This is a genomic window from Nonomuraea sp. IBHARD001, assembly GCF_056106265.1.
Genome location: NZ_JBWBBW010000002.1, coordinates 8,259,864 through 8,281,873, shown reverse-complemented (window position 1 = coordinate 8,281,873; position 22,010 = coordinate 8,259,864). Strand labels below are relative to the sequence as shown.

Below are 22,010 nucleotides of genomic sequence, written 5' to 3'. Positions count from 1 at the left end.
GACGGAGGGACCGGACGTCGGCATGACGGTTGCGCCCCGCAAGGCGCCTAGCTCGGCTCGCCTGCGGCTTCATGTCTTCCGGCCTGCGAGCCGAGGCCGCTCCTCACCCTCGCCAGTGGTCGACGATCGCCGCTACCTCCTCCTCCGAGACCTCGGCAAGCCTGATCTTGTACGGCACGCCGCCCCAACCGTCGACCACCAAGCCTTCGCCCGGGTGCAGCGTCTCGGCCCCGGCCCTGCCGAGGATGCTCGCACTCTCCTCGGCCGTGGCCATGGGGAGCGCGAGTCGAGCCGGGAAGTAGCTCATCTCCCGCCCCTGGGACGATGCCTTCGCCGGCGGAGTCGCCCGGGCGATCACGTGAAACCCGACCGCGCGGCCCTCTCGGGTGAGCTCGTTGACGATGACCGCCTCGTCGGGGTCGGTGGCGGTGAGGGCGAGGTCGTCGATGACCACGACGACGTCCGGATGGGCGAGTTCGCAGGTACCGAGGGCGGTGATGGGGATCGGCGTACGGGTTTCGCTCAGCTCGTGGTTGTAGTGCTCGGTGGTGCGACAACCGGCCTTGGTCAGATCCGCGTAGCGCCCTTCGACCTCGGCGGAGGCCCAGATGAGCGCATGTCCCTCGGCTCGCTTGACCGCGTGGGGCAGCTCGGCGAAGGGGCTCGCGGGATTGGTGAACACCATGCGGAGGCGTCGAGGGTGGTGCCTCATCGCGAGCGAGGCCACGATGGAGTCGAGCGGGCCTGACAGCGTCTCGCCGCCGATGAGCAGGTGCGGGGATGTGCGCAGGTCGAGGAAGGCCGGTGCTTCCTCCTCCGTGCGTCCGAGTCCTAGAAGCAGGGAGTCCGCATCGGGGGCTGCGCGCAGTAGATCGCCCAGACTGAGCAGGTCGGGCGCGCGTAGCGGCACCTCCAGCGCCAACGCCGTGACGCCGGGCAGCGGGGAGGTGGACTGTCTCATGGCGACGAGACGGACCTCACTGTCGCACGCGGCCACCGCGAACTCCGCGGTCAGCGCTGAGAGCATGCCCTCGGTCGTCGTCGGGCCGAGCCGGATCTCGAAGCGGGTCAGGCGCGGAGTGCGTACATATCCTGCGACCCTGGCGTCCACATGGGCACGTTGGATGATCTGCTCGATCGCCTTCGCCAGAACATCATCGGCATCGGTGCGCATGCGCGCAGAAGTGCTCGACTTCAGAAGGAGGTCGGACGGCAGCTCACTCGGGGTTCCCGCGAGCGGCTTGGGCATGGCGGCGTGCACGGCTCGGAGGTCTGCCGTCACCTCGGCTGCCGTCTGCGGGCGCTCAGTCGGCTTCTTGGCGAGCAACCGCATGATCAACTCTTCCAACGCCGACGGAACGCCCGAGCGAACGTTGCGAAGTGGTTGCGGCGACTCGGTGGCATGCTGGACGAGGAGCCGCCAGACGTTGCCGTCAAAGGGGCGATCACCGCTGACCATCTCGTAGAGCACACACCCCAGCGAATACAGGTCGCTGCGTTCGTCCGGTATGCCTTCGCTCTGCTCGGGCGCGGCGTAGGCCGGGGTTCCGACATGAGCGGTGGCTCGCTCGGAGTCGACGACCCTGGCGATTCCGAAGTCGCAGATCTTCGGGCGGTCGTCGGGAAGAAGCATGATGTTGGCGGGCTTGATGTCGCGGTGCACGACCTTGTTCGCGTGGGCGGCTTCGAGCGCTTCGGCCAGTCCGATTCCGATGGTGACGACCCGTTCGATCGGCAGGCCGTTGAGTTCGTCGGCGATGACCTTCGCCAGGTCTCTGCCGTCGAGCAGTTCCATCACGAAGAACAGCCTGCCGAGGTCCTCGTCGGCGTCGTGGACGACCACGACGCCAGGGTGCTGAATCCCTCCGCAGAGCTTGGCTTCGGCTCGGAAACGATCGACGCGCTGTGGCTCCTGACCGGCGTGGTCGGGGAACACCTTCACGGCGACCTGACGGTCCAATCGCAGGTCGAACGCCTTCCACACCTCGCCCATGGTGCCCGCGCCCAGCTTGGAGTCCAGACGATAGCGATTGGCCAGCGTGACTCCCCCGAGCACGGCACTCTCCTGACTCTCAAGCCTTGTCGTGTTGTGCGTGTATTCGCCGTCGCCGAGCCGTGGCGATTGATGTGGACGATGGAGGAGTTTCGCATCCTAATGCGCCAGCGGCCGGTCCTCGAATCGCTCCGGCTTGCCATGGAGTTCCATTCCAATGGAAACTCCAACATAAGTTCGACAGCTGGCTCGGTGGCATACGCCGCCCCTCCCTTTCCCGCAAGAGTGACTGGTTCGGGATGTCGGTAGAAGTCATATGGTTGGCCCCTATGGCGAGAACAGTCCAGTCCTGGGCGTCCAGCGCGGCGACCCGTGCGAGCATGCAGGCCAACAAGGGCCGCGACACCAAGCCCGAGCTCGCCCTGAGGCGTGCGGTCCACGCCCTGGGTCTTCGCTACCGTGTCTCGTTCCGCCCGCTCAAGGCGGTCCGTCGCACCGCCGACCTTGTCTTCACTCGAGCCAAGGTGGCCGTCTTCATGGACGGGTGTTTCTGGCACGGGTGTCCGGTTCACCACACGGTGGCGGCGACGAATGCCAACTTCTGGGCCGAGAAGGTACAAAGGACGCGCGAACGCGACCTGGAAACGGACCGCCTGCTAAACGAGGCGGGCTGGAACGTCATTCGCGTATGGGAGCACGAGGATCCGTTGGAGGCGGCACGACGAGTCGCAGCCACAGTTCGCGACAATCCTGTTACATCCCCCGGCAAGGGATAAGTGCGCTGGCATCGGACGTGTGAGCGGCCAATCGGTGACGCGCTACCCAAGGTCATGCGGGCTCTTGGCCATGCAGGCTCTTGGTATTGAGGCGTCCACGGGCCTCCCGGCATCGGTGCTGCCAGGTCCATGGCGAAGACACGTCCATGACGAAGAGCTGGTCCGGTGCGCCGGATGGGCGGCGCCGGCACTAGTCCGGCTGGCGGTACCACGTCGGCCAACGCGCACGCCACATTGGCACCCGACAAACCAACCTGAGAGCGACTTGCGGAAAACATCAGTCGCCGCAGACGTCTAGTTGACTGCAATGAGTGAGGCATCAATTGAGCACAACTATCCGCAAGTGTTCGACAACAGTCGACTATGCAAGGAGCCCTTGACCTGGGTTCGCGCTGGTCAAGGGCCTATCTTGGTCAATCTTTGTGCCCCCGGCATGATTCGAACATGCGGCACCCGCTTTAGGAGAGCGGTGCTCTATCCCCTGAGCTACGGAGGCGGACGGTGTCAGTCTAGCGAAAGAGTCGGAGTGTGTGCGCCCTTGGGGGATGTGAGTTGGGTGGGGTTGGTCATGGGTGTGCTGAGCAGGGGTAAAGGGATTGCAAGCGGTCGGGCTGGGGTGGATGTGGGTGGTTAGCGTCGCGTCTCATGAGACGACGGCAGAGGCGAGCGCGTAGGCAGGGTGTGGTGTTGTTTGCCGGGATGATGGCGCCTGTCCTATTGGCCGGTGGGGTGCTGGTGGGGGAGGTGGCTGGGTATCGGGTGGCCGAAAGTGGTGAGGTGGGGGCGGGGAGCGAAGAGCTTGCGTTGGGTGGGGTGAGGCTGCTTGGGGGTGTACGGCCGGCGGGGGAGTGGGTGGCGTTGGTTGAACGGGGCTCTGTGGGGGTGGAGAGGGTGGCGTTCGGGCCTGTTTGGGTGACTGGGCGGCCCCGGCCGGATGCGGTGTACGAGGGGGCGTTGCCCGGGGGTGGGGTGGACGCGGCTGGGGTGATCGGTGTGGGAGGCGGTCGTGGTGGTGCTGGGCGTGGGGGTGGAGGAGAAGGTGGTCGGGTTTGGCGGGGGGATGGTGATTGGGGTGTAGGGCGTGGCTCGGAGGGTGGGGAGGGGCGTGGTGGTGATTCGGGTGGAGCGGTTGTCGTTCCGGTGCAGGTGGAGGAGGGGGGAGGGGAGTCGGCTGGGGGTGTGGATGAAGGGCCTCGGCAGGGGGTGGGGGAAGAGTCTTGGCGTGGTACTCGGCGTGGCGGGGGTGGGGGAGGTGGTGGGGCGGCGTGTCCTGTGGAGTGGGCTGAGACGTGGTTGTGGGAGAAGTGTCGGGAGCGCGGGTGGCGTCAGGCCGGACGGTTCTAGGTGCAGGGGCGGTGGGGAAGGCTTGCCGGAGCCGGAGCCGGGGCGAGTTGGGGGCGGGTCAGAGTGGAAGCGGGGCCGAAGCTAGGGCGGAGGCTGGAGCTGGTGGATGAGGAAGTGGCGGGGGTTGGGAAGGCGACTGGGGTCGCAGGTGGGATGGAGGGGTGGGAGGCGATGGGGGGCCGCCCTGACGTTGGGAGGGGGCGTTGTCGCCCTTGGGGCATCCTGGGCGAGTTGGGGTTGATCGCGGGAGTGGCTGCCAGGGGAGGCTGGGGCGGTATAGGTGGGTGCTGGGGCGAGCTAGCAGGCTTGGGGGAGTTGGTTGCGTCTCTCGTTTGGGGCGGGGGATTGCAGGCGTCATCGCTGACGGAGTGCGGGCAGTTCTCCGGTGCAACGTGAGCAGTTCTCCCGAGATGGTGGTGGGCTGTGTGAAGGGAGGGGAGTTCGTTGCGATGGAGGGGCTTGGGGCTGAGAGGGGCTTGCTGTCGCTTCGAAGAGTCAAGGGGTCTGGGTGGGGCTTCGAAGGGCTGACCTGGGCTCTGAGGGGCGTGGGGTGGGCGCTGTGGGACGTGAGCTGTTCTCGTGACTGAGGGCGCGGGATGGTTGGGAGGGGCAGGGGTCGGCTGGGTGGGGAAATGGGGCGAGTGTCGGGATTGGGGGGTATTCCGAAGATATTGAGTTCGGTTCGGGCATCGAGGTGGCTGTAGTAACGTGCGTGCCTGGCCCAGGTCACGAGATTGCAAACGGAGGAGTTGGACGTGTCATCCCCTCGATCAGCAGGTCTGATCGCGGTCGTTACGGTGATGACTCTCCTGTTCGGGGCCGGTACGCCGGTTCGGGCGGGGAGTGTCGTGGCGTTCGGCGGGGTGGCGGGGTTTGCCGAGATTTCGGCTGATCCGGGCGACTTGACCACGCTGCGGAAGCAGGCGCAGAAGGCGGTCAAGGAGTTGGAGGACGCGACTCGGATCTATGACAAACGGGCCAAAGAGATCGAAGTCGCCGATGCGACGTTGCGCAAGAAGCTCGCAGAGTTGCGCAAGACCGAGGCGGAGCTTGAGGCGATCCGGCAGCCGGTTTCGGACATGCTCGGCGCCCTCTATATCAATCCGTTCGGCGGGGGGATCGCCCCGTTTCTGACCGGTGACGCCACGGACGGGAAGCTCCGGGCGATGGGCGACATGTCGTTCGTACTGGCTCAGCGGGAGCAGATTGTCGCCGAGGCGGCTCGGCTGAACGTGGAGACGCAGCGGCTTGCCGCGGAGGCGCAGGAGATTCGGGCCGGGAAGTTGCTGGCCGAGGCAGAGTCGTCCGCTCAGCTTGTCACGTTGCGTCAGCGTTCATCGAAGCTGGTCAAGTCGGTGGCCACAGCGCTGGGGAAGCTCGGGATCAAGATTGACAAGGTGGGGGCCGCGGCGTTGCGGTGCGACCCTACGAAGATCTCCTCGACGCAGGAGTTTCCCAACGGGCTCATTCCTACGAACATGCTGTGTCCGTTGCAGCAGCCGGGGCATCTGCTGCGGGCCGATGCGGCCTTGGCGTTCATCAGTCTGAACGATGCCTACAAGCGGCAGTTCGGGCGGCAGATCTGCGTGAGTGACGCGTATCGGACCTTGGCCGAGCAGCAGTCGGTGTACTACCGGAGGCCTGGGCTCGCGGCCGTACCTGGGCGTAGTAATCATGGGCTGGGGCTGGCTGTCGACCTTTGTGGTGGGGTGGAGTCGTTCCGTTCGGCTCCGTTCAACTGGATGGAGGCGAACGGGAAGAAGTACGGGTGGATCCATCCTGATTGGGCGTACAGCAGTCCGTTCGAGCCTTGGCATTGGGAGTACGACCCCAAGGTGGGGTCGCTCCTCTAGGCTCCGGGTTTGTGGAGGGGGTGGGTCGGTCAGACCGGGGCCACCTCGGCTGTGCAGGCCGCGCAGCGGGAGGCGGCGCGGGGGATCTCGGTGAGGCACTCGGGGCAGTCGCGGTGCGTGGCCTCTTCCTTGCCGGCCTGGCGGTCCTTGTAGGACTGGTACGGGCGTACCAGGATGAAGTAGACGACTCCGGCGACCAGGACGAACGAGATGACGGCGTTGATGAACTCGCCGTACAGGAAGTTCGCCTCGCCGATGGTGAACTTCAGGGACGCGAAGTCGGGTAGTCCGCCGAACGCGGAGATCAGCGGTGTGAGCAGGCCGCTGACGAATGCGTTGACGACCGAGGTGAATGCGGCGCCGATGACGACCGCGACCGCCAGGTCGATGACATTGCCCTGCATCAGGAACTTCTTGAAGCCGCTCATGGCGCCTCCTCGCTAGTGATCATCAGGCGAATGGTATCGAACTGATTACGTTGCGTGGTGGCAGTTGCTGTTCACATGATGACGATCGAGAGTCGGCCGCTGGATTGGGCTGTCGCCAGCAGGGCGGCTTGGGCCGGAGTGGTGGCGAGCACCACGAGGGCGCCTCGGTCGGATGCGCTTGGCGAGTCCGCGTTGGCGTGAGGTACGGCTAGTACGCGGACGTGTTCGGCGGCGGGCAGGGCCAGGTCGGCGGGGGAGTGCGTTGACTCCCATGGGGTGCCGGGCGCGGCCAGGACGCTGATCGTGTCGCCGGGCGAGAGCAGGCGTACGGCGTCGGGGTCGGCTATGCGGACCGGCGTGGCGACCAATCCCGGGGACAACTGGGCACGCAGTCCTGGACGAAGCAGGCGTACGTCGGTCAGCGGCTCCCCGCGCCGCATGGGAGAGACGAGCGTGCGTCCGGCGACTCCCGTGCGTACGGCTCCGTCTGGGATGGCTGCGAGGGGGAGGGGGACGGCCTTGAGGTCGCCGGAGCCTACGGGGCCGGCTGGTAGGTCCCGGGTCGCTACCAGGATGGTGTTCGTCTCGCCAGGGCCGGGACGGAGCACGGTAAGCGCACACAGGACGGCCAAGGCGGCCAGTACGGCGGCGACCAGGCGGCGGCGACGCTCCAGTGCTCGAGTCCAGGCACGCATGGGACTACTCCTGGTGAGGGGCGGTGGGGGCGTGTGTGGCAGGGGAGGGGGTGAGACAAGCGAGACAAGCGAGACGAGCGAGGGGGCGCGGAGGGGGTTTATGGGAGGGCGAAGGGGAGTTTGATGCCGTCGAGGGCTGTGGGGCAGGGGCAGGTGCGGTCTATGGGGAGGGCGGTGACGATGGAGGAGACCAGAGAGCGCATGCGGGTGATGTTCGTGGCGAAGAAGCGGAGGACCTCGTCATGGGTTACGCCCTCGCCGGTCTCTACTCCGGCGTCGTGGTCGGTGACTAGGGAGACCGAGGTGTAGCAGAGGGCCAGTTCGCGGGCCAGGGCGGCTTCGGGGAAGCCGGTCATGCCGACGATTGTCCAGCCGTTGTCGGAGAACCAGCGGGATTCGGCTCGGGTGGAGAAGCGGGGGCCTTCGATGACGACCAGGGTGCCGCCGTCGACGGTTTCCCAGTCGGTTGCGCGGGCCTTGGTGACGGCGGTGGCTCGGCCTGCGGGGCAGTACGGGTCGGCCAGGGAGACGTGGACTGCGCCTCCGGCGTCGTAGAAGGTCTGGACTCGGCCTGAGGTGCGGTCGACGAACTGGTCGGGGACGACGAGGGCGCCTGGGCCGTACTCCTTCTTGAGGGAGCCGACGGCGCTGGGGGCGATCACCTGGCGTACGCCCAGGGAGCGTAGGGCCCAGAGGTTGGCGCGGTAGGGGATGCGGTGGGGTGGGTGGCGGTGGTCTCGGCCGTGGCGCGGGATGAAGGCGACGGGGCGGGGGCCGATGCGGCCCAGCGTGACGACGTCGCTGGGTGGGCCGTAGGGGGTGGAGACCTCGATCTCCTCCGCGTCGTCGAGGAGGGAGTAGAAGCCTGAGCCGCCGATGACGCCGATGTCTGCGCGAGTGACCATGGGCAGGAGAGTAGCCGGAGTGCCAGGTGGGGTTGCAGGCCCGAAGGGCATTCTGTGGACAAAGTGCAGGTGGGTGTGGAGGGCTGTGGATTGGCGTGGTCGCGGGGGTGGGGTGGGGTGCAGAGGGAGGGGGTGGGTGAAGGGGGCGGGAATTGCTGGGGCTGGTCTTGCTGAATGCTGATAAATCCGGAAAAAGCGGCCGACCTTCCGGCCGGAAAGCGCGAAACTCCCCGGCGAAGGGCGAAGGGCGAAGGGCGAAGGGCGAAGGGCGAAGGGCGAAGGGCGAAGGGCGAAGGGCGAAGGGCGAAGGGCGAAGGGCGAAGGGCGAAGGGCGAAGGGCGAAGGGCGAAGGGCGAAGGGCGAAGGGCGAAGGGCGAAGGGCGAAGGGCGAAGGGCGAAGGGCGAAGGGCGAAGGGCGAAGGGCGAAGGGCGAAGGGCGAAGGGCGAAGGGCGAAGGGCGAAGGGCGAAGGGCGAAGGGCGAAGGGCGAAGGGCGAAGGGCGAAGGGCGAAGGGCGAAGGGCGAAGGGCGAAGGGCGAAGGGCGAAGGGCGAACCACACACATACACCATCCGCCCAGAAGATCCCCTCCCCTCCGTGATGCTCCGATTACGATGGGTATGCTCCCTCTACGGGCACGAGCATCTCGGGGGAGCGCTATGGCCAACAGCACGACGGGCGGCGGTGGTTCACCGGCCGGGCGGCGACCCGACGGTCATCCGGTCCAGCCGGAGGAGCATCAGCGCGGGCTGCTGCTGATCATCATCGCGCTCATGCTCGGCATGCTGCTCGCCGCTCTCGACCAGACGATCGTGTCGACGGCGCTCCCGACCATCGTCAGCGACCTGGGCGGCCTGGAGCAGCTGTCGTGGGTGGTGACCGGGTACCTGCTGGCCTCGACGGTCTCCACGCCGCTCTGGGGCAAGCTGGGCGACCAGTACGGGCGCAAGGGGCTCTTCATCGCGGCGATCGTCATCTTCCTGGCGGGGTCGGCGTTGTGCGGGCTCGCGCAGGACATGGGGCAGTTGATTGCGTTCAGGTCGATCCAGGGGCTCGGCGGCGGCGGGCTCATGGTGCTGGCGCAGGCGATCGTCGGGGACGTGGTCTCGGCCAGGGAGCGGGGCAAGTACCAGGGGTTCTTCGGTGGTGTGTTCGCGGTGTCCAGCATCGTCGGACCGCTGCTCGGCGGGCTGTTCGTCGACCATCTGTCCTGGCACTGGGTGTTCTACATCAACCTGCCGATCGGCGTGCTGGCGCTCGTCGTCATCGTCGCCGTGCTGCCGAACAGCTCCAAGCGCACCAAGCACAAGATCGACTATGCGGGCATCGTGCTGCTGGGCGGGGCCACGTCGTGCCTGGTGCTGCTGACGACGTGGGGAGGCACGACCTATCCGTGGAGCGACCCGGTCATCATCGCCCTGGGCGTGGCGGCGCTGCTCATGATCGGCGGGTGGGTGCTGGCCGAGCGGGCGGCGGCCGAGCCGGTGCTGCCTTTGCGGCTGTTCGGGCTGAGGGTGTTCGCGATGTCGTCGGCGGTGGGGTTCGTCGTCGGGTTCGGCATGATGGGCGCGCTGACGTATCTTCCGCTGTTCATGCAGGTGGTGTACGGCGTGAGCGCGACGACGTCGGGGCTGCACCTGCTGCCGATGATGGTCGGCATGCTGGGCATGTCCATCCTGAGCGGGCAGCTCATCGCCAAGACCGGCAAGTACCGCGTCTACCCGATTCTCGGCACCGGCATCGCGACCGTCGGCATGTACATGCTGTCCAGGCTCGACGAGCACAGTTCGACGCTGACGATGAGCATCGACCTGTTCGTGCTGGGCGCGGGGCTCGGCCTGGTCATGCAGGTGCTGGTGATCGTCGTGCAGAACGCCGTGGGGTTCGAGGACCTCGGCGTGGCGACGTCGGGCGCGACGTTCTTCAGGTCGATCGGCGGCTCGTTCGGGGTGGCGATACTTGGGTCGGTGTTCACCGCGAGGCTCAATGCCGACATCGCGGGTGTGATCGCCAGGACGCCGCTGCCGCCGGGGTTCAATCCGGGCTCGGTGCAGGCCGACCCGACGGTGATCCAGAAGCTGCCTCCGGCGCTGGCGGCCGACTTCCTGCATGTGTACGCCGACTCGATCTCACGGGTGTTCACGGTGGCCGTCCCGGTGATGGGCGTGGCGTTCCTGCTGTCGTGGTTCATCCCGGAGGACAGACTGCGCGAGACGACCAAGGCCATGGACATCGGCGAGGGCATGGGCGCCACCTCGGCCGAGCGCTCGTCGCTGGAGGAGGTCGAGCGAGGCCTGGTACGGCTGGCGGACGGCGACCTGCGCAGGGACTACTACGTGCGCCTGGGCAGGCTGGCCGGCCTTGAGGACCTGCCGCCGCAGAGCGTGTGGATCATCGCCAGGCTGGGCGGCAGAGGCTGGATCCTCGGCCAAGACCTGGCCGACCGGGCCGACGTGACCAAGGCCGAAGGCAGGCCGTACGTCGAGCGGCTGATCGAGGAGGGGCTGTTGCGGCGCTCGACCGACGGCCAGTCGCTGCGGCTGACCCAGGAGGGCGAGCAGGCGTACGAGGACCTGCTCGGGCACTGCCGGCAGGGCCTGAACAAGCTGGTGGCCGACTGGGGCAACAACCCCGAGCTCAAGTCGATGGTCGACAGGCTGTCGCCACAGCTGCTCGGGGCTCGCGCGGACCAGCCCGACTAGAGCAGGCCCGACTAGGAGCTCGTCGCCGCAGGTGCCGGCGTGGAGGCGGGCGCCGCGGCCGGGGTCGACGCGGGGGCCGATTCGGACGACTTGGCCGGGGTCGACGTCGTCGCCGGAGTGGTCGTCGTGGAGGACGAAGAGCGGTTGTCGGTGCGGTAGAAGCCCGAGCCCTTGAACACGATGCCGACGGCCGAGAACACCTTGCGCAGGTTGCCCTCGCACTTCGGGCACACGGTCAAGGCGTCGTCGGAGAACTTCTGGACGACCTCGAGCTGCTCACCGCAGTCGTTGCAGGCGTACTGGTAGGTGGGCACGCGCTCCTCCTCAAAGTTGGCACTCGTCCCAGGCGACTGCTAATGCTAAGCCGCCGACAGGCATAAACGCGAACTCGCTCATTCTCATTCCGTCCCGCGCTCGCCGTACCAGCCTGCCAGCTTGCCCCGGCGGCTGACCGCGCGCATGCGGCGCTCGACCTGGTCGCGGCAGGAAGCGGTGGTGACGATGAGCAGTTGGTCCTCCGACCGGATGCGAGTGGAATCGCCTGGTACGAACGATGTTCCGTCACGGACGATCAAGGTGACGCCGGCGCCTGAGGGCAGGCGGAGCTCGAAGATCTCCACGCCGTGCAGCATCGAGCCGGTCGGCACCCTGATCTGCAGCAGGTCGGCGTCGAGCTCTTCGAGCGGCGCCGACTCCACCTCCAGGTCACGCGCCTCCCCGGGGCGCGCGACGCCGAGCACGCGGGCGACGTACGGCAGCGTCGGGCCCTGCAGCAGCGTGAACACGATGACGACGACGAAGACCTCGTTGAAGATGAACTCCGAGCCGGGAACGCTCGCCGCCCACGGAATGGTGGCCAGCACGATGGGCACCGCGCCGCGAAGGCCGGCCCACGACAGGAACACCTGCTCGCGCCAGCCGATCCGGTCGAGGCGCAGCCCGCGTACGACGGCCGAGCCGACCACGATGGACAGCGGCCTGGCGACCAGGACGAGCACGGTGCCCGCGATGAGGCCGGGCACGACGGCGGCGGGCATCTCGCTGGGACTGGCCAGCAGGCCGAGCATGACGAACAGGCCGATCTGCGCCAGCCAGGCCGCGCCTTCGGCGAAGCCCTTGGTCGCCTGGCGGTGCGGCAGCCTGGCGTTGCCGAGGATGAGCGCGGTCAGGTAGACGGCCAGGAACCCGGAGCCGTGCACCAGGACGGCGCCGCTGTAGGCGACGACGGTCAGCGCCAGCACCGCGATCGGGTACAGGCCGGAGGCGGGCAGCGCCACCCGCCGCAGCGCGTAGGCGCCCGCGGGTCCGACGAGGGCGGCGACGACCGCGCCGAGCGCCAGTTCGACGGCCGCGTCGCGGACGAACACGCCGAGGCTGGGGATCGGCTTGCCCGCCTGGCTCAGCAGGACCACGACGATCACGGTGGGCGCGTCGTTGAAGCCGGACTCGGCCTCCAGGATGCCCGCAAGGCGCGAAGGCAGCGGCAGCCTGCGCAGGACCGAGAACACGGCCGCGGCGTCCGTGGAGGCCAGTACAGCCCCGAGCAGGAGGGCCGTACGCCATTCGGTGCCCAGCATGCCGTGGACGGCGAGCGCGACGACACCGATGCTGACCGCGACGCCGACCGTGGCGAGCGACAGTGCGGTGGGCACGGCCTTCTTGACGTGGTTCCAGTTGGTGGTCAGGCCGCCTTCGGCCAGGATCACCGCGAGGGCGAGCAGGCCGATCTGCTGGGCGACCTGCGGGTCGTCGAACCTGATGCCGATGCCGGACTCGCCGAGCAGCAGGCCGAAGCCGAGGAACAGCAGCAGGCTGGGCAGGCCGCTGCGGTGCGCGACACGCACGGAGGCGATGGCGACAATGACGACGCCGGCCCCGAGAAGCAGCCAGACGTCGAGCTTCACCCGGCCCCCTCCCTCACTTTTGAGACATTGTCTCCTACTTGTCCGGCTAGTCCGACCTCGCGGTACCGGTCTATGGTGTCGCGATGAAGCGCCGCGTGTTGATCATCGCCGCCCTTGTGGTCGCACTCCCTGTGGCGGGGGCGTTCGCCGTGGTGATGGAGCGCCAGAACTCCTACGACAGCAACATCAAGCGTGTCGACCAGGTCTTCCCCGACGAGGCCGGACGTCCGGGCAGATCGTCGGGCGACGCGCAGAACTGGCTGCTGATCGGCTCCGACCGGCGCCCCGGACAGGGCGGCAACCAGCGTGCGGACACCATCATGCTGGTACACATACCGTCGGACCGCTCCAAAGTCTTCATCGTCGGCATTCCTCGCGACTCATACGTTCCCATCGCAGGCCATGGAAACGACAAGATCAATGCCTCCTACGCGTACGGCGGGCCGAAACTGCTCATCAACACGGTCGAGAAGCTGAGCGGCGTCCGGATCGACCACTTCGCCGCCGTCGACTTCGCCGGGTTCGGCGCCATGGCCAAGGCCGTGGGCGGCATCGAGGTGTACGTCGCGCAGAAGTCCTACGACTCGGTCAGCAAGATCACCTGGCCGCAGGGCAAGGTCACGCTGGAGGGCGAGCGGGTGCTGGCCTTCGTCAGGCAGCGCTACGGGCTGCCCGGCGGCGACTTCGACCGCATCAAGCGTCAGCAGGCCGTGGTCAGCGCGATGGCGGGCAAGCTCAAGGGCGGCAATATCTTCAAGATCAACGACTTCCTCGAAGAGGCGACCAAGGCGCTCACCGTCGACTCGGGCGTGTCGATCGGCACCCTGCGCGGCCTCGCGCTGGAGCTGCGCTCCTCCCAAGGCGTGGTCGCCATGACCGTGCCGAACGTCGGCTCGGCCATGGTCGGCAAGGCCAGCGTCGTCAGGCTGGACAAGAAGGGCGCCGCGTCGCTGTTCGAGGCGGTCAGGCGTGACACCGTGTCCGCCTACGTCGACGACAACGGCGGTGTGAACGAGACCGGGTCGATCAACTAGCCGGCCGGGAGGATCCTGGTGATCCCCGAAGGCTGGGCCGCATGCCGCACAGGGCGGTCGTGGGGCTCGGCGGGCACGTCGTCGATCAGTTCGCCGTCGTGCAGCAGGGCGACCGTGGGCACGTTCGGGCCGACCCTGGCCAGGGCCCTGTCGTAGGAGCCGCCGCCCCTGCCCAGCCGTACTCCCGAGAGCCTGTCGACGGCGAGCGCGGGGACGATCACCAGGGCCGCCGTGCGGATGGTGTCGACGCCTCGCCTGGTGTCGACCGGCTCCATGACGCCGAAGCGGCCCGGCGCGAGGGTGTCGGGGCCGTCGTAGACCGCCCAGTCGAGGTCGTCGTCCTCGCGCAGCACGGGCAGGATCACGGTCGCGCCGTGCTTCCACAACGCGAACACCAGGCCGTGCGTCTCCGGCTCGTCGCCGATCGACCAGTAGCAGGCCACCAGGCCGGCCATCTGCACCCACGGCTGGTCCAGCAGCGTCTCGCGCACCTGGATCGCGTTTCGCCGCCGATCGTCGGGGGAGAGGGCGGCGCGCGCGGCGACGAGTTCGCGGCGCAGGGTGACCTTGTCCACAAGTACCTCCGTTAGGGTCTACTCCATGGCTGACTTCGACCCTGTGACGAAAGCCGTCGTGCCCGCCGCAGGTCTGGGCACTCGGTTTCTTCCGGCGACCAAGGCGACCCCCAAGGAGATGCTGCCGATCGTCGACAAGCCCGCGATCCAGTATGTCGTCGAAGAGGCGGCGTCCGCCGGGCTCCTCGACGTCCTCATGGTGACAGGCAAGAGCAAGCGTTCCATCGAAGATCACTTCGACCGCGCCTTCGAGCTCGAAGAGGCGCTCGAGGCCAAGGGCGACGAGGAACGGCTCTCCCAGGTACGTGAGCCCGCCTCCCTCGCCACCCTCCACTACGTCCGCCAGGGCGAGCCGCGCGGCCTCGGCCACGCCGTCCTGTGCGCCAAGCAGCACGTCGGCGACAACCCGTTCGCCTGCCTGCTCGGCGACGACCTCATCGACCACCGCGACGAACTGCTCAAGCGCATGATCGAGGTACGCGGCACCTACGGCGGCAGCGTCGTGGCGCTGATGGAGGTCCCCAAGGAGCAGGTCTCCATGTACGGCGTCGCCACCATCTCGCCCACCGCCGAGGACGACGTCGTGCGCGTCACCGACCTGGTCGAGAAGCCGCCCGTCGACGAGGCCCCGTCCAACTGGGCGGTCATCGGGCGTTACGTCATCGACCCGGCCGTGTTCGAGGTGCTGGAGAACACCCCGCCCGGCAGGGGCAACGAGATCCAGCTGACCGACGCGCTGCGCACGCTGGCCGCGCGCGGCACCGAGGACGGCGGGCCCGTGCACGGCGTGCTGTTCAGGGGGCGTCGCTACGACACCGGCGACAAGCTCGACTACCTGCGCACGGTCGTGCGTTTCGCCGCCGAGCGGCCCGACCTCGCGCCGGAGTTCCTGCCGTGGCTGAGGGAGTTCCTGGACAACAGATGATGAAGTCCGTCGACGCACACCTCGCCGAGATCCTCGCCACCGTGCGCACGCTGGCGCCCCTTGAGCTGGAGCTCGAGGCGACGCTCGGCACCACGCTGGCCGAGGAGATCGTCTCCTCGATCCCGCTGCCGCCCTTCGACAACTCGGCCATGGACGGCTACGCCGTACGCTCGGCCGACGTCGCGGGGGCGCCGCTCACCCTGCCGGTCATCGACGACATCCCGGCAGGCGACTCGGAGCTGCGCGCACTCGGTTCGGGACACGCCATCCGCATCATGACCGGCGCTCCGCTGCCCGCGGGCGCCGACGCGGTCGTACCCGTCGAGTGGACCGACGGCGGCACCGCCACCGTCCGCATCGACAGACCCGTCGCACTCGGTCATGCCGTACGCAGGGCCGGGGAGGACGTGCGTGCGGGCGAGGTCGTGCTCAAGCCGGGCACCACGATCGGCGCCAGCCAGCTCGGCATCATCGCCGGGGTCGGCAGGCGCCGGGTGTGGGTGCGGCCGAAGCCGCGTGTGGTGGTGCTGTCCACGGGCGCGGAACTCGTCGAACCCGGCGGCGCCCTGGCCCCCGGCCAGATCTGGGACTCCAACAGCTTCACCCTCACCGCCGCCGTACGGCAGGCGGGCGCCGACGGGTTCAGGGCCGGGATCGTCGCCGACGACCCCGGCTCCTTCCTCGACGCGCTCGACGCCCAACTGGTCAGGGCCGATGCCGTCATCACCAGCGGCGGGGTCTCGATGGGCGCATACGAGCCGGTCAAGGAGGCGCTGTCGCCGCTCGGCACGGTGAAGTTCGAACGCGTGGCGATGCAGCCCGGCATGCCGCAGGGCTTCGGGCACGTCGGCGAGGACCAGGTGCCGATCTTCGCACTGCCCGGCAATCCGGTGTCGTCGTACGTGTCGTTCCTGATGTTCGTGCTTCCGGCGCTGCGCAAGATGCGCGGCCTGCCCGCCGGGCCGCCGGAGGCGTTGCGGGCCACGACCACGGCGTCGGTGCGTTCGCCCGAGGGACGCAGGTCGTTCCTGCGGGGCACGCTGTACTCCGACGGCACGGTCGCCCCGCTGCACGGCCAGGGCTCGCACCAACTCGCCGCACTGGCCTCGGCCAACTGTCTCATCGTCGTGCCCGAGGAGCTGACCGAGCTGCCGCAGGGCTCACCCGTGCAGGTGATCCGCATATGAGCGGCTCCTTCACCCACCTGGACGAGTCGGGCGACGCCCGCATGGTCGACGTCTCGGCCAAGGAGATCGGCGTGCGCACGGCCGTGGCGACCGGGCGGGTGCTGGTCTCGGCCGAGGTCGTCGCGTTGCTGCGTTCGGGCGAGGTGCCCAAGGGCGACGCGCTCGGCGTGGCGCGTATCGCCGGGATCATGGGGGCCAAGCGCACGCCCGACCTCGTACCGCTGTGCCATCCCATCGCGCTGACCGGGGTGAAGGTGAGCCTCGACGTCGTCGACTCGGGTGTGGAGATCACCGCGAGGGTGCGGACGGCCGATCGCACGGGGGTGGAGATGGAGGCGCTGACCGCGGTCGCGGTGGCCGGGCTCGCCTTCGTGGACATGGTCAAGGCCGTCGACCCCGGCGCGGTGATCACCGACGTCCGGGTCGAGGAGAAGCTCGGCGGCAAGACCGGCGTCTGGAGGCGGTCATGAGCACGGTGATCAGGACCGGCGTCTGGACCTGGTCATGAGCAGGGTGGTCGGGATCAGCGTATGGAGGCGGCCGTGGGCAGGGTGATTGGGGTCGGCACCTGGGGCCCGGTCGTGAGCACGGTGATCAAGACTGGCGTTTGGGCCTGGTCATGAGCGGGGTGATCAAGGCGTTGGTCGTCACCGTGTCCAACCGGGCATCGGCCGGGGTCTACTCGGACACCTCCGGGCCCTTGCTGGCGACGCTGCTGGAGCAGGCCGGGTGCACGGTCGACGGGCCGTTGGTCGTGGCCGACGGGGAGCCTGTCACCGAGGCGTTGCTCACCGAGGGTTACGACGTCATCGTCACCACCGGGGGCACCGGCCTCACGCCCATGGACCTCACGCCCGAGATGACCAGGCCGCTGCTGGACCGGGAGATCCCCGGGATCGCCGAAGCCATCCGGCAGGCGAACCGCGACAAGGTGCCCACATCGGTGTTGTCGCGGGGTCTGGCGGGGCAGCGCGGGCACACGCTCATCGTCAACCTGCCGGGATCCTCAGGCGGGGTACGCGACGGCATGGCCGTACTCGCGCCGATCCTCGCCCACGCCGTCGACCAGATCCGCGGCGGCGACCATCCGCGTTGAACGTGGCCACAGCACGGCCCTACGAGGGATGATGGGCATGTGGATCGACTTCGTGGCTGGCCGGTGACCCTCAGCGAGGGGCCGGTAGGCCTGCGCCCGCTACGGCTGGGCGATGTGCGCGTGTGGCGCGAGACGAGGCTGCGCAACGCCGACTGGCTGCGGCCGTGGGAGCCGAGCAATCCCGAGACGCCGCTGTTCAGGACCGGGCTCGGGCCCTACATCTCCATGGTCGGCACGCTGCGCAGGGAGGCGCGTCAGGGGCTGGCCATGCCGTGGGTGGTCACCTACGAGGGGCGATTCGCCGGACAGCTCACCATCGGGGCCATGGTCTGGGGCTCGGCGCGGTCGGCCCAGGTCGGCTACTGGATCGACGGGGCGCTCGCTGGGCGCGGCATCACGCCCACCGCGCTGGCGATGGCCGTCGACCACTGTTTCTTCATCACCGGGCTGCATCGGGTCGAGGCCAACATCCGTCCCGAGAATCACGCGAGCCGTCGTGTGGTTGAGAAGCTGGGTTTCAGGGAAGAAGGAATCCGGCGTCGTCAGCTTCATATCGACGGGGCCTGGCGTGATCACATCTGCTACGCGCTGACCGTCGAGGACATCCCTCGGGGACTGCTCGCACAGTGGCGCCGGACCCATGAGTCAGCGGGCAGTCCGCATGAAGAGGTTTGACGATCTCGCGACACACCGCACCGAATGCTCGTCAATCAGTGACACGCGGTCTTACGGTGCGTGACGTGAGCACATTGAAGACGCCACCAGTCCCTAGGCGTTTTCATGCTGCCCGGAGGTGGCCTTGAGCAGCGTGGTGCTGTACCTCGCCATCATCGTCATGTGGCTCTGCGTCCTTGTGCCGATGTGGCTACGGCGAGACAGGAGCGATCTGGCCGAGCTGGAGGAGGAGTACTACCAGGCCGAAACCGGTGAGCACTCCATCGCCGCGCTCCGCGGCCTGATGGCTCCCGTGCCGGACCCGGTCGACTCCTACGACGAGGACACCGAGTACGACACCTCGCCGCCCGACCAGATGACCGCGGACACGCCGGTCGACCTCGACGCCGATCTGCCCCGGCCCGACCTGCGCAAGCTCCGCGCGCGGCGCAGGGCGCTCATCGTCGCGCGCCGGCGTCGTCTGCTGTTCTTCTGCGGGCTGCTGGTCCTGGCCTCGGTCGTCACCGCCGCTGTGAAGATCATCCCATGGTGGGCGATCGCTCCGGCCTGCCTGCTGCTCGTCGCGCACCTCACCGTGCTGCGCATCGCCGTCAGCGTCGACCGCGACCGCCGTCAACGCGCCCAGGCCGCCCGCCGGGAACGCGACAAGCGCATCCGCGCCCGTCAGCTCGCCGCCGAGGCCCTGGCCGCCTCCCAGGCAGCCGAGGCCGAGATCATCGCCTTCCAGACCCGGGAGGAGATCCTCTTCGACCAGTACGCCGAGCCGCAACGCCGTGCGGTGGGCGACTGATGGCGCGAGGAGGTGCGCGGGGCTGCTAATCTGGTCAAGTCCTTGGGGGCGTAGCGCAGTCCGGTAGCGCACTTCGTTCGCATCGAAGGGGTCAGGGGTTCGAATCCCCTCGCCTCCACCCAAGTGGTGTTGCTCGAACACCGTCCTGCTCATAGGGCGGTTTCGAGGAGCTCCGAGACGTGCGTAGCGGCGGTGATGTCTGTGAAGACATCGCCGCCGTTGTGTTTTCCGCCTCGTCTGGCGTAGAGGATCGGGGCGATGGGGGCGGTCGGCTGGTCGCCTCTGATCTGCGGGGGATCGCCGTTGGCGGTGGTGTCCATGTAGAGCGGTGGAAGAACGCTTGGTTGAACACCCCCCTGCGGAGGCGTCGTTGGCAGATGGAACCACGGACGCGGGCCGGAGCTCGGGGCAGTTGGTCGGTCGCTGGCGTTCGGCGAACGGGACGGCGGGGGTGTTGTTCGGCGACGAGGTCGTCTTCGCCGCCGACGGCACGGGCGAGCTGCGCCACCACTCGGCCCTTCGCGGCGAGGAGAGGCTGGCGTTCCGCTGGCGGATGGAGGGCGAGGCCGTCCTACGGCTCCGCCTGATCGACGACGACGAGGAGGATCAGGGGGAGGACGATCTGGTGGCGGTGGAGTTCCGTGCGCACGAGTCCGACACCGGCCGTCACGTGGTGCTGGCCGAGGTGGGAGTGGACGGCTTCTGGCTCTGCCTGGACCCGCTGGAACGGGTGGAACGGGTGGAACGGGTGGGGAGCTGACGGGCGCCCGATCGCCGGAGGCGAGGCCGAACCCTGCGAACTCCGATTCTCGGGAATTCAGCCTCTGGCCTGCCGCACGCGTCCCAGTCTCCGGCTCAGTAGTCGGTGACGTTGTAGCGGACGTCCTCGAGATAGGGCAGATGCCACGGGCACCAGGCCCGGGAGTACTCGCGAGGCCCGACCCAGGGGCCCCACTCCACCGTCCAGTCGCCGAACAGTTCTCCGTCACTGCATTGGATGCGCACGCGGACATGGCCGCCGCCGTACTCGCACCGGGCCCAGCCGAAGCCGTCGGAACCGTCCTTCGTGCAGTCGTACGGCGCGGCCTGGGCGGCGGTGGCGGGAATCATCAGGGGCGAGCCGAGGCAGGCCAGGAGCAGTGCGCTGCGCGTCAGAAGCTTTTTCATGGGCCAAGCTCAACAGCGCACCAGAAGGGCGGCAACGATTCGGGGGACGCCTAATCAACTCGGGAACACCCCGCCCAGGGCCGTTCTCGAAACGGCCGGACCGAAGTCGACGGGGCCTTGTCGTTCCAAGGGAAAGACCAGGCCCGACTCCTGGAGGAAATCATGCGATCAACGATCTTGCCATCGGTGTTGGCGTCGCGCCCGGCTTCGTGCTGGATCTGGAGTGGATGAGCGAGGAGACCCTGAGGGAACGGCGGCGCTTCCTCGAAGAGCCGGAGTGGGCAGCGTATTCCTGGCAGGGGTTTCCGTTGGGTGAGGGCGATCTCCGGCGGCTGCCTGATCTTGCGCGTGGAGGGGAGGAGCCCATTCTGTACTTCGACAAGCCCGCCCCTGGCACGATGCTCCTGCACGGGCACGGATGCAGCTGGATCAGCATGATCGCGATGAATGGCGAGTTCGCCGGAACGGTCTGGCTCACCGAACTGGGCCGGGCGAGGGACATGTACTGGTGGCCTTCGGCTCCGTGGGTGGAGGTGAAGGCCACCGGCCACCTGTACGGCGGCTGGACCGAGCCGGTCCCCTTCCTGGACTGGTACGGCAGGTCCATGCGGGCCGCCGCCGACTGGAACTCGGCTGAGCCGAAGGCGACGGTGGCCTTTCGGGGGCTCAGTTGGCGAAGGCGGTGAAGGCCAGGCGCTGGACCACTGCGGGGATGCTGTCGATGGAGGCCGTGGCGCCCACCGAGTAGATCACGCGCCGGGACAGGTCGCGGGAGGCGAAGATGCCGGTGCGGTACCCGGGGTCGGAGCCGGTCTTGCCCCATAGGAGGGAGCCGTCGGGCAGTGGCACGTACCTCAGGCCGACGCTGAAGCAGGCGGTGCCCTTGCCGGGCCCGGCGTTGCAGTTGGTGTCGTCGGCGTAGGGCAGCGGCTTGCCGTCAGGGCCGTTCGGCACGGCGAACAGTTCCGCGAGCTGCGCCGGACGCAGCAGCCTGCCGTCGAACAGGGCGGTGATGAACCTGTCCAGGTCGGCGGTGGTCGAGGTCAGGCTGGAGGGCAGTCCGCCCTGCACGTTGACGTCCACCAGCTTGCCGTCGCTCCGCTGCTGGTAGCCGGGCAGGTACGGCCGGGGCAGGCGGGTGGCCGCACCGGGCGGCGTCACCCTGGTCTCGCGCAGTTTCAGCGGCCTGAGGACGCGCGAGCGCACCTCGTACTGGTACGGGTGTGCGGTGATCTCCTCGACGAGTTTTCCGGCGATCCGGTAGCCGAAGGAGTTGTACTCCTGCCGGGTGCCGGGCCGGAAGCGCGGGCCGGGAGCCGGTCGGCCCACGGGGTGGAGCGTCTGCCGGATCACCTGGTCGAAGGGGAGGTAGTCCAGGCGGCGTTCGATGTCGTCGTCGGGGGAGGTCGCCGGGGCGCCTTCGAAGTCGCGGGGCAGGCCGCTGGTGTGGTTCAGCAACTGCCGCACGGTGATGGCGTCGGGGAAGCGGTCCTGCGGCAGCAGTCCCGGCAGGTAGTGCTGCACGCTCTTGTCCAGGTCGATCCGCCCTTCGGCGGCAAGCTGAAGCACGATGACCGCGTCCACCGCCTTGCTGACACTGCCGATCCGGAAATGCGCGTCGGGGCTGACCGGCCTGCCGGTGACGACATCACCCGACGCGCCCCGCCACGTTTCACCCTGGCGATGCACCTGGGCCACCACTCCGGCGGCGCCGTCGGAGGGTTGCACGGCGACCGCCTTGCGCAGGGCGGCGCGGTCCAGGCCGGTGGCGGCCTGCGCGGGGGCGGCGATGCCGAAGGCCACGACGGCGGTGGCAAGAGAAAGGGCCGCAAGACGACGCATGGGGGTAACTCCACTCATATGGCGGTGATCAACTGCGCCCAAGTCTGTCGAATCGGTCGCCGCATTTCGCCGGGGATCACCCCAGGTCAGACCCTGAAGCACCCCTGGCTCGCCGTACGGG

The 22,010-nt window shown here is 68.3% G+C and carries 22 protein-coding genes and 2 tRNA genes; 13 read left to right on the top strand and 11 right to left on the bottom strand.

Annotation, left to right across the window (positions count from 1 at the left end; all coding sequences use genetic code 11):
• Positions 1–103: 103 nt before the first annotated feature.
• Positions 104–2,056: a DNA translocase FtsK gene (locus ACTWNK_RS39345; protein ID WP_474310012.1), complete on the bottom strand. Its 1,953-nt coding sequence runs from the start codon at positions 2,054–2,056 to the stop codon at positions 104–106.
• 317 nt (positions 2,057–2,373) lie between these two features.
• Between ACTWNK_RS39345 and ACTWNK_RS39340 the strand changes: the two genes are divergently transcribed.
• Positions 2,374–2,769, top strand: a complete 396-nt coding sequence (locus ACTWNK_RS39340; RefSeq protein ID WP_474310011.1) for a very short patch repair endonuclease — start codon at positions 2,374–2,376, stop codon at positions 2,767–2,769.
• Between the two features lie 423 nt (positions 2,770–3,192).
• On the opposite strand, the gene ACTWNK_RS39335 is transcribed toward ACTWNK_RS39340, so the two are convergent.
• Positions 3,193–3,265, bottom strand: a tRNA-Arg gene (locus ACTWNK_RS39335).
• A 1,603-nt stretch (positions 3,266–4,868) separates the two neighbouring features.
• Between ACTWNK_RS39335 and ACTWNK_RS39330 the strand changes: the two genes are divergently transcribed.
• The gene (locus ACTWNK_RS39330; RefSeq protein WP_474310010.1) at positions 4,869–5,966 is read left to right on the top strand and encodes a D-alanyl-D-alanine carboxypeptidase family protein; all 1,098 of its coding nucleotides are present in this window, start codon (positions 4,869–4,871) and stop codon (positions 5,964–5,966) included.
• A 29-nt stretch (positions 5,967–5,995) separates the two neighbouring features.
• On the opposite strand, the gene mscL is transcribed toward ACTWNK_RS39330, so the two are convergent.
• The 3 genes from mscL to ACTWNK_RS39315 all read right to left on the bottom strand — a co-directional run bounded on the left by mscL (position 5,996) and on the right by ACTWNK_RS39315 (position 7,994).
• Positions 5,996–6,394 carry a large conductance mechanosensitive channel protein MscL gene (gene mscL, locus ACTWNK_RS39325; RefSeq protein WP_474310009.1) on the bottom strand — a complete coding sequence of 133 codons (399 nt, stop codon included), beginning with the start codon at positions 6,392–6,394 and terminating at the stop codon, positions 5,996–5,998.
• A 71-nt stretch (positions 6,395–6,465) separates the two neighbouring features.
• Positions 6,466–7,089, bottom strand: coding sequence for a Flp pilus assembly protein CpaB (gene cpaB / locus ACTWNK_RS39320; protein ID WP_474310008.1), 624 nt, complete (start codon positions 7,087–7,089; stop codon positions 6,466–6,468).
• A 98-nt stretch (positions 7,090–7,187) separates the two neighbouring features.
• Positions 7,188–7,994 (bottom strand): S-methyl-5'-thioadenosine phosphorylase, encoded by an 807-nt coding sequence (locus ACTWNK_RS39315; protein WP_474310007.1) that lies wholly within the window; start codon positions 7,992–7,994, stop codon positions 7,188–7,190.
• Between the two features lie 657 nt (positions 7,995–8,651).
• On the opposite strand from ACTWNK_RS39315, the gene ACTWNK_RS39310 reads away from it, so the two are divergent.
• Complete coding sequence (locus ACTWNK_RS39310; RefSeq protein WP_474310006.1) at positions 8,652–10,694, top strand: MDR family MFS transporter; 2,043 nt, start codon at positions 8,652–8,654, stop codon at positions 10,692–10,694.
• Between the two features lie 11 nt (positions 10,695–10,705).
• Here the strand turns inward: ACTWNK_RS39310 and ACTWNK_RS39305 are convergent, their stop codons facing one another.
• Both ACTWNK_RS39305 and ACTWNK_RS39300 read right to left on the bottom strand, forming a co-directional pair.
• Positions 10,706–11,008, bottom strand: coding sequence for an FmdB family zinc ribbon protein (locus tag ACTWNK_RS39305; RefSeq protein WP_474310005.1), 303 nt, complete (start codon positions 11,006–11,008; stop codon positions 10,706–10,708).
• An 84-nt stretch (positions 11,009–11,092) separates the two neighbouring features.
• Entirely contained in the window at positions 11,093–12,598 is a 1,506-nt protein-coding gene (locus tag ACTWNK_RS39300; RefSeq protein WP_474310004.1) for a potassium/proton antiporter, read from the bottom strand.
• A gap of 83 nt (positions 12,599–12,681) precedes the next feature.
• Between ACTWNK_RS39300 and ACTWNK_RS39295 the strand changes: the two genes are divergently transcribed.
• The gene (locus ACTWNK_RS39295) at positions 12,682–13,632 is read left to right on the top strand and encodes an LCP family protein (protein WP_474310003.1); all 951 of its coding nucleotides are present in this window, start codon (positions 12,682–12,684) and stop codon (positions 13,630–13,632) included.
• Here the strand turns inward: ACTWNK_RS39295 and ACTWNK_RS39290 are convergent.
• On the bottom strand, positions 13,629–14,207 hold the full coding sequence (locus tag ACTWNK_RS39290; protein ID WP_474310002.1) for a 5-formyltetrahydrofolate cyclo-ligase: 579 nt from the start codon (positions 14,205–14,207) through the stop codon (positions 13,629–13,631). The two genes, ACTWNK_RS39295 and ACTWNK_RS39290, sit on opposite strands and share 4 nt — an antisense overlap.
• Positions 14,208–14,232: 25 nt before the next feature.
• Between ACTWNK_RS39290 and galU the strand changes: the two genes are divergently transcribed.
• From galU to ACTWNK_RS39255, 7 genes are all read left to right on the top strand, one after another.
• A complete protein-coding gene (gene galU, locus ACTWNK_RS39285; RefSeq protein ID WP_474310001.1) occupies positions 14,233–15,132 on the top strand; it encodes a UTP--glucose-1-phosphate uridylyltransferase GalU in 900 nt (299 codons plus the stop codon).
• Positions 15,132–16,319: a molybdotransferase-like divisome protein Glp gene (gene glp, locus ACTWNK_RS39280; protein WP_474311126.1), complete on the top strand. Its 1,188-nt coding sequence runs from the start codon at positions 15,132–15,134 to the stop codon at positions 16,317–16,319. Before galU ends, glp begins: the two co-directional genes overlap by 1 nt.
• Positions 16,316–16,789 carry a cyclic pyranopterin monophosphate synthase MoaC gene (gene moaC / locus ACTWNK_RS39275; protein ID WP_474310000.1) on the top strand — a complete coding sequence of 158 codons (474 nt, stop codon included), beginning with the start codon at positions 16,316–16,318 and terminating at the stop codon, positions 16,787–16,789. Before glp ends, moaC begins: the two co-directional genes overlap by 4 nt.
• A gap of 149 nt (positions 16,790–16,938) precedes the next feature.
• A complete protein-coding gene (locus tag ACTWNK_RS39270) occupies positions 16,939–17,415 on the top strand; it encodes a MogA/MoaB family molybdenum cofactor biosynthesis protein (RefSeq protein ID WP_474309999.1) in 477 nt (158 codons plus the stop codon).
• A gap of 39 nt (positions 17,416–17,454) precedes the next feature.
• The gene (locus ACTWNK_RS39265) at positions 17,455–18,090 is read left to right on the top strand and encodes a GNAT family N-acetyltransferase (protein ID WP_474309998.1); all 636 of its coding nucleotides are present in this window, start codon (positions 17,455–17,457) and stop codon (positions 18,088–18,090) included.
• A 133-nt stretch (positions 18,091–18,223) separates the two neighbouring features.
• Complete coding sequence (sepX, locus tag ACTWNK_RS39260; protein ID WP_474311125.1) at positions 18,224–18,880, top strand: divisome protein SepX/GlpR; 657 nt, start codon at positions 18,224–18,226, stop codon at positions 18,878–18,880.
• A gap of 44 nt (positions 18,881–18,924) precedes the next feature.
• Positions 18,925–18,998, top strand: a tRNA-Ala gene (locus ACTWNK_RS39255).
• Between the two features lie 31 nt (positions 18,999–19,029).
• Here the strand turns inward: ACTWNK_RS39255 and ACTWNK_RS39250 are convergent.
• Positions 19,030–19,200 carry a hypothetical protein gene (locus ACTWNK_RS39250; protein ID WP_474309997.1) on the bottom strand — a complete coding sequence of 57 codons (171 nt, stop codon included), beginning with the start codon at positions 19,198–19,200 and terminating at the stop codon, positions 19,030–19,032.
• 50 nt (positions 19,201–19,250) lie between these two features.
• Here ACTWNK_RS39250 and ACTWNK_RS39245 point away from each other — a divergent pair, with 50 nt between their 5' ends.
• On the top strand, positions 19,251–19,640 hold the full coding sequence (locus ACTWNK_RS39245; protein WP_474309996.1) for a hypothetical protein: 390 nt from the start codon (positions 19,251–19,253) through the stop codon (positions 19,638–19,640).
• 95 nt (positions 19,641–19,735) lie between these two features.
• Here ACTWNK_RS39245 and ACTWNK_RS39240 read toward each other — a convergent pair whose 3' ends face one another.
• Positions 19,736–20,047, bottom strand: coding sequence for a hypothetical protein (locus ACTWNK_RS39240; RefSeq protein WP_474309995.1), 312 nt, complete (start codon positions 20,045–20,047; stop codon positions 19,736–19,738).
• 434 nt (positions 20,048–20,481) lie between these two features.
• Between ACTWNK_RS39240 and ACTWNK_RS39235 the strand changes: the two genes are divergently transcribed.
• On the top strand, positions 20,482–20,733 hold the full coding sequence (locus tag ACTWNK_RS39235; RefSeq protein ID WP_474309994.1) for a hypothetical protein: 252 nt from the start codon (positions 20,482–20,484) through the stop codon (positions 20,731–20,733).
• On the opposite strand, the gene ACTWNK_RS39230 is transcribed toward ACTWNK_RS39235, so the two are convergent.
• Positions 20,714–21,889, bottom strand: a complete 1,176-nt coding sequence (locus ACTWNK_RS39230; RefSeq protein ID WP_474309993.1) for a serine hydrolase domain-containing protein — start codon at positions 21,887–21,889, stop codon at positions 20,714–20,716. The genes ACTWNK_RS39235 and ACTWNK_RS39230 overlap by 20 nt on opposite strands.
• Positions 21,890–22,010 lie beyond the last annotated feature (121 nt).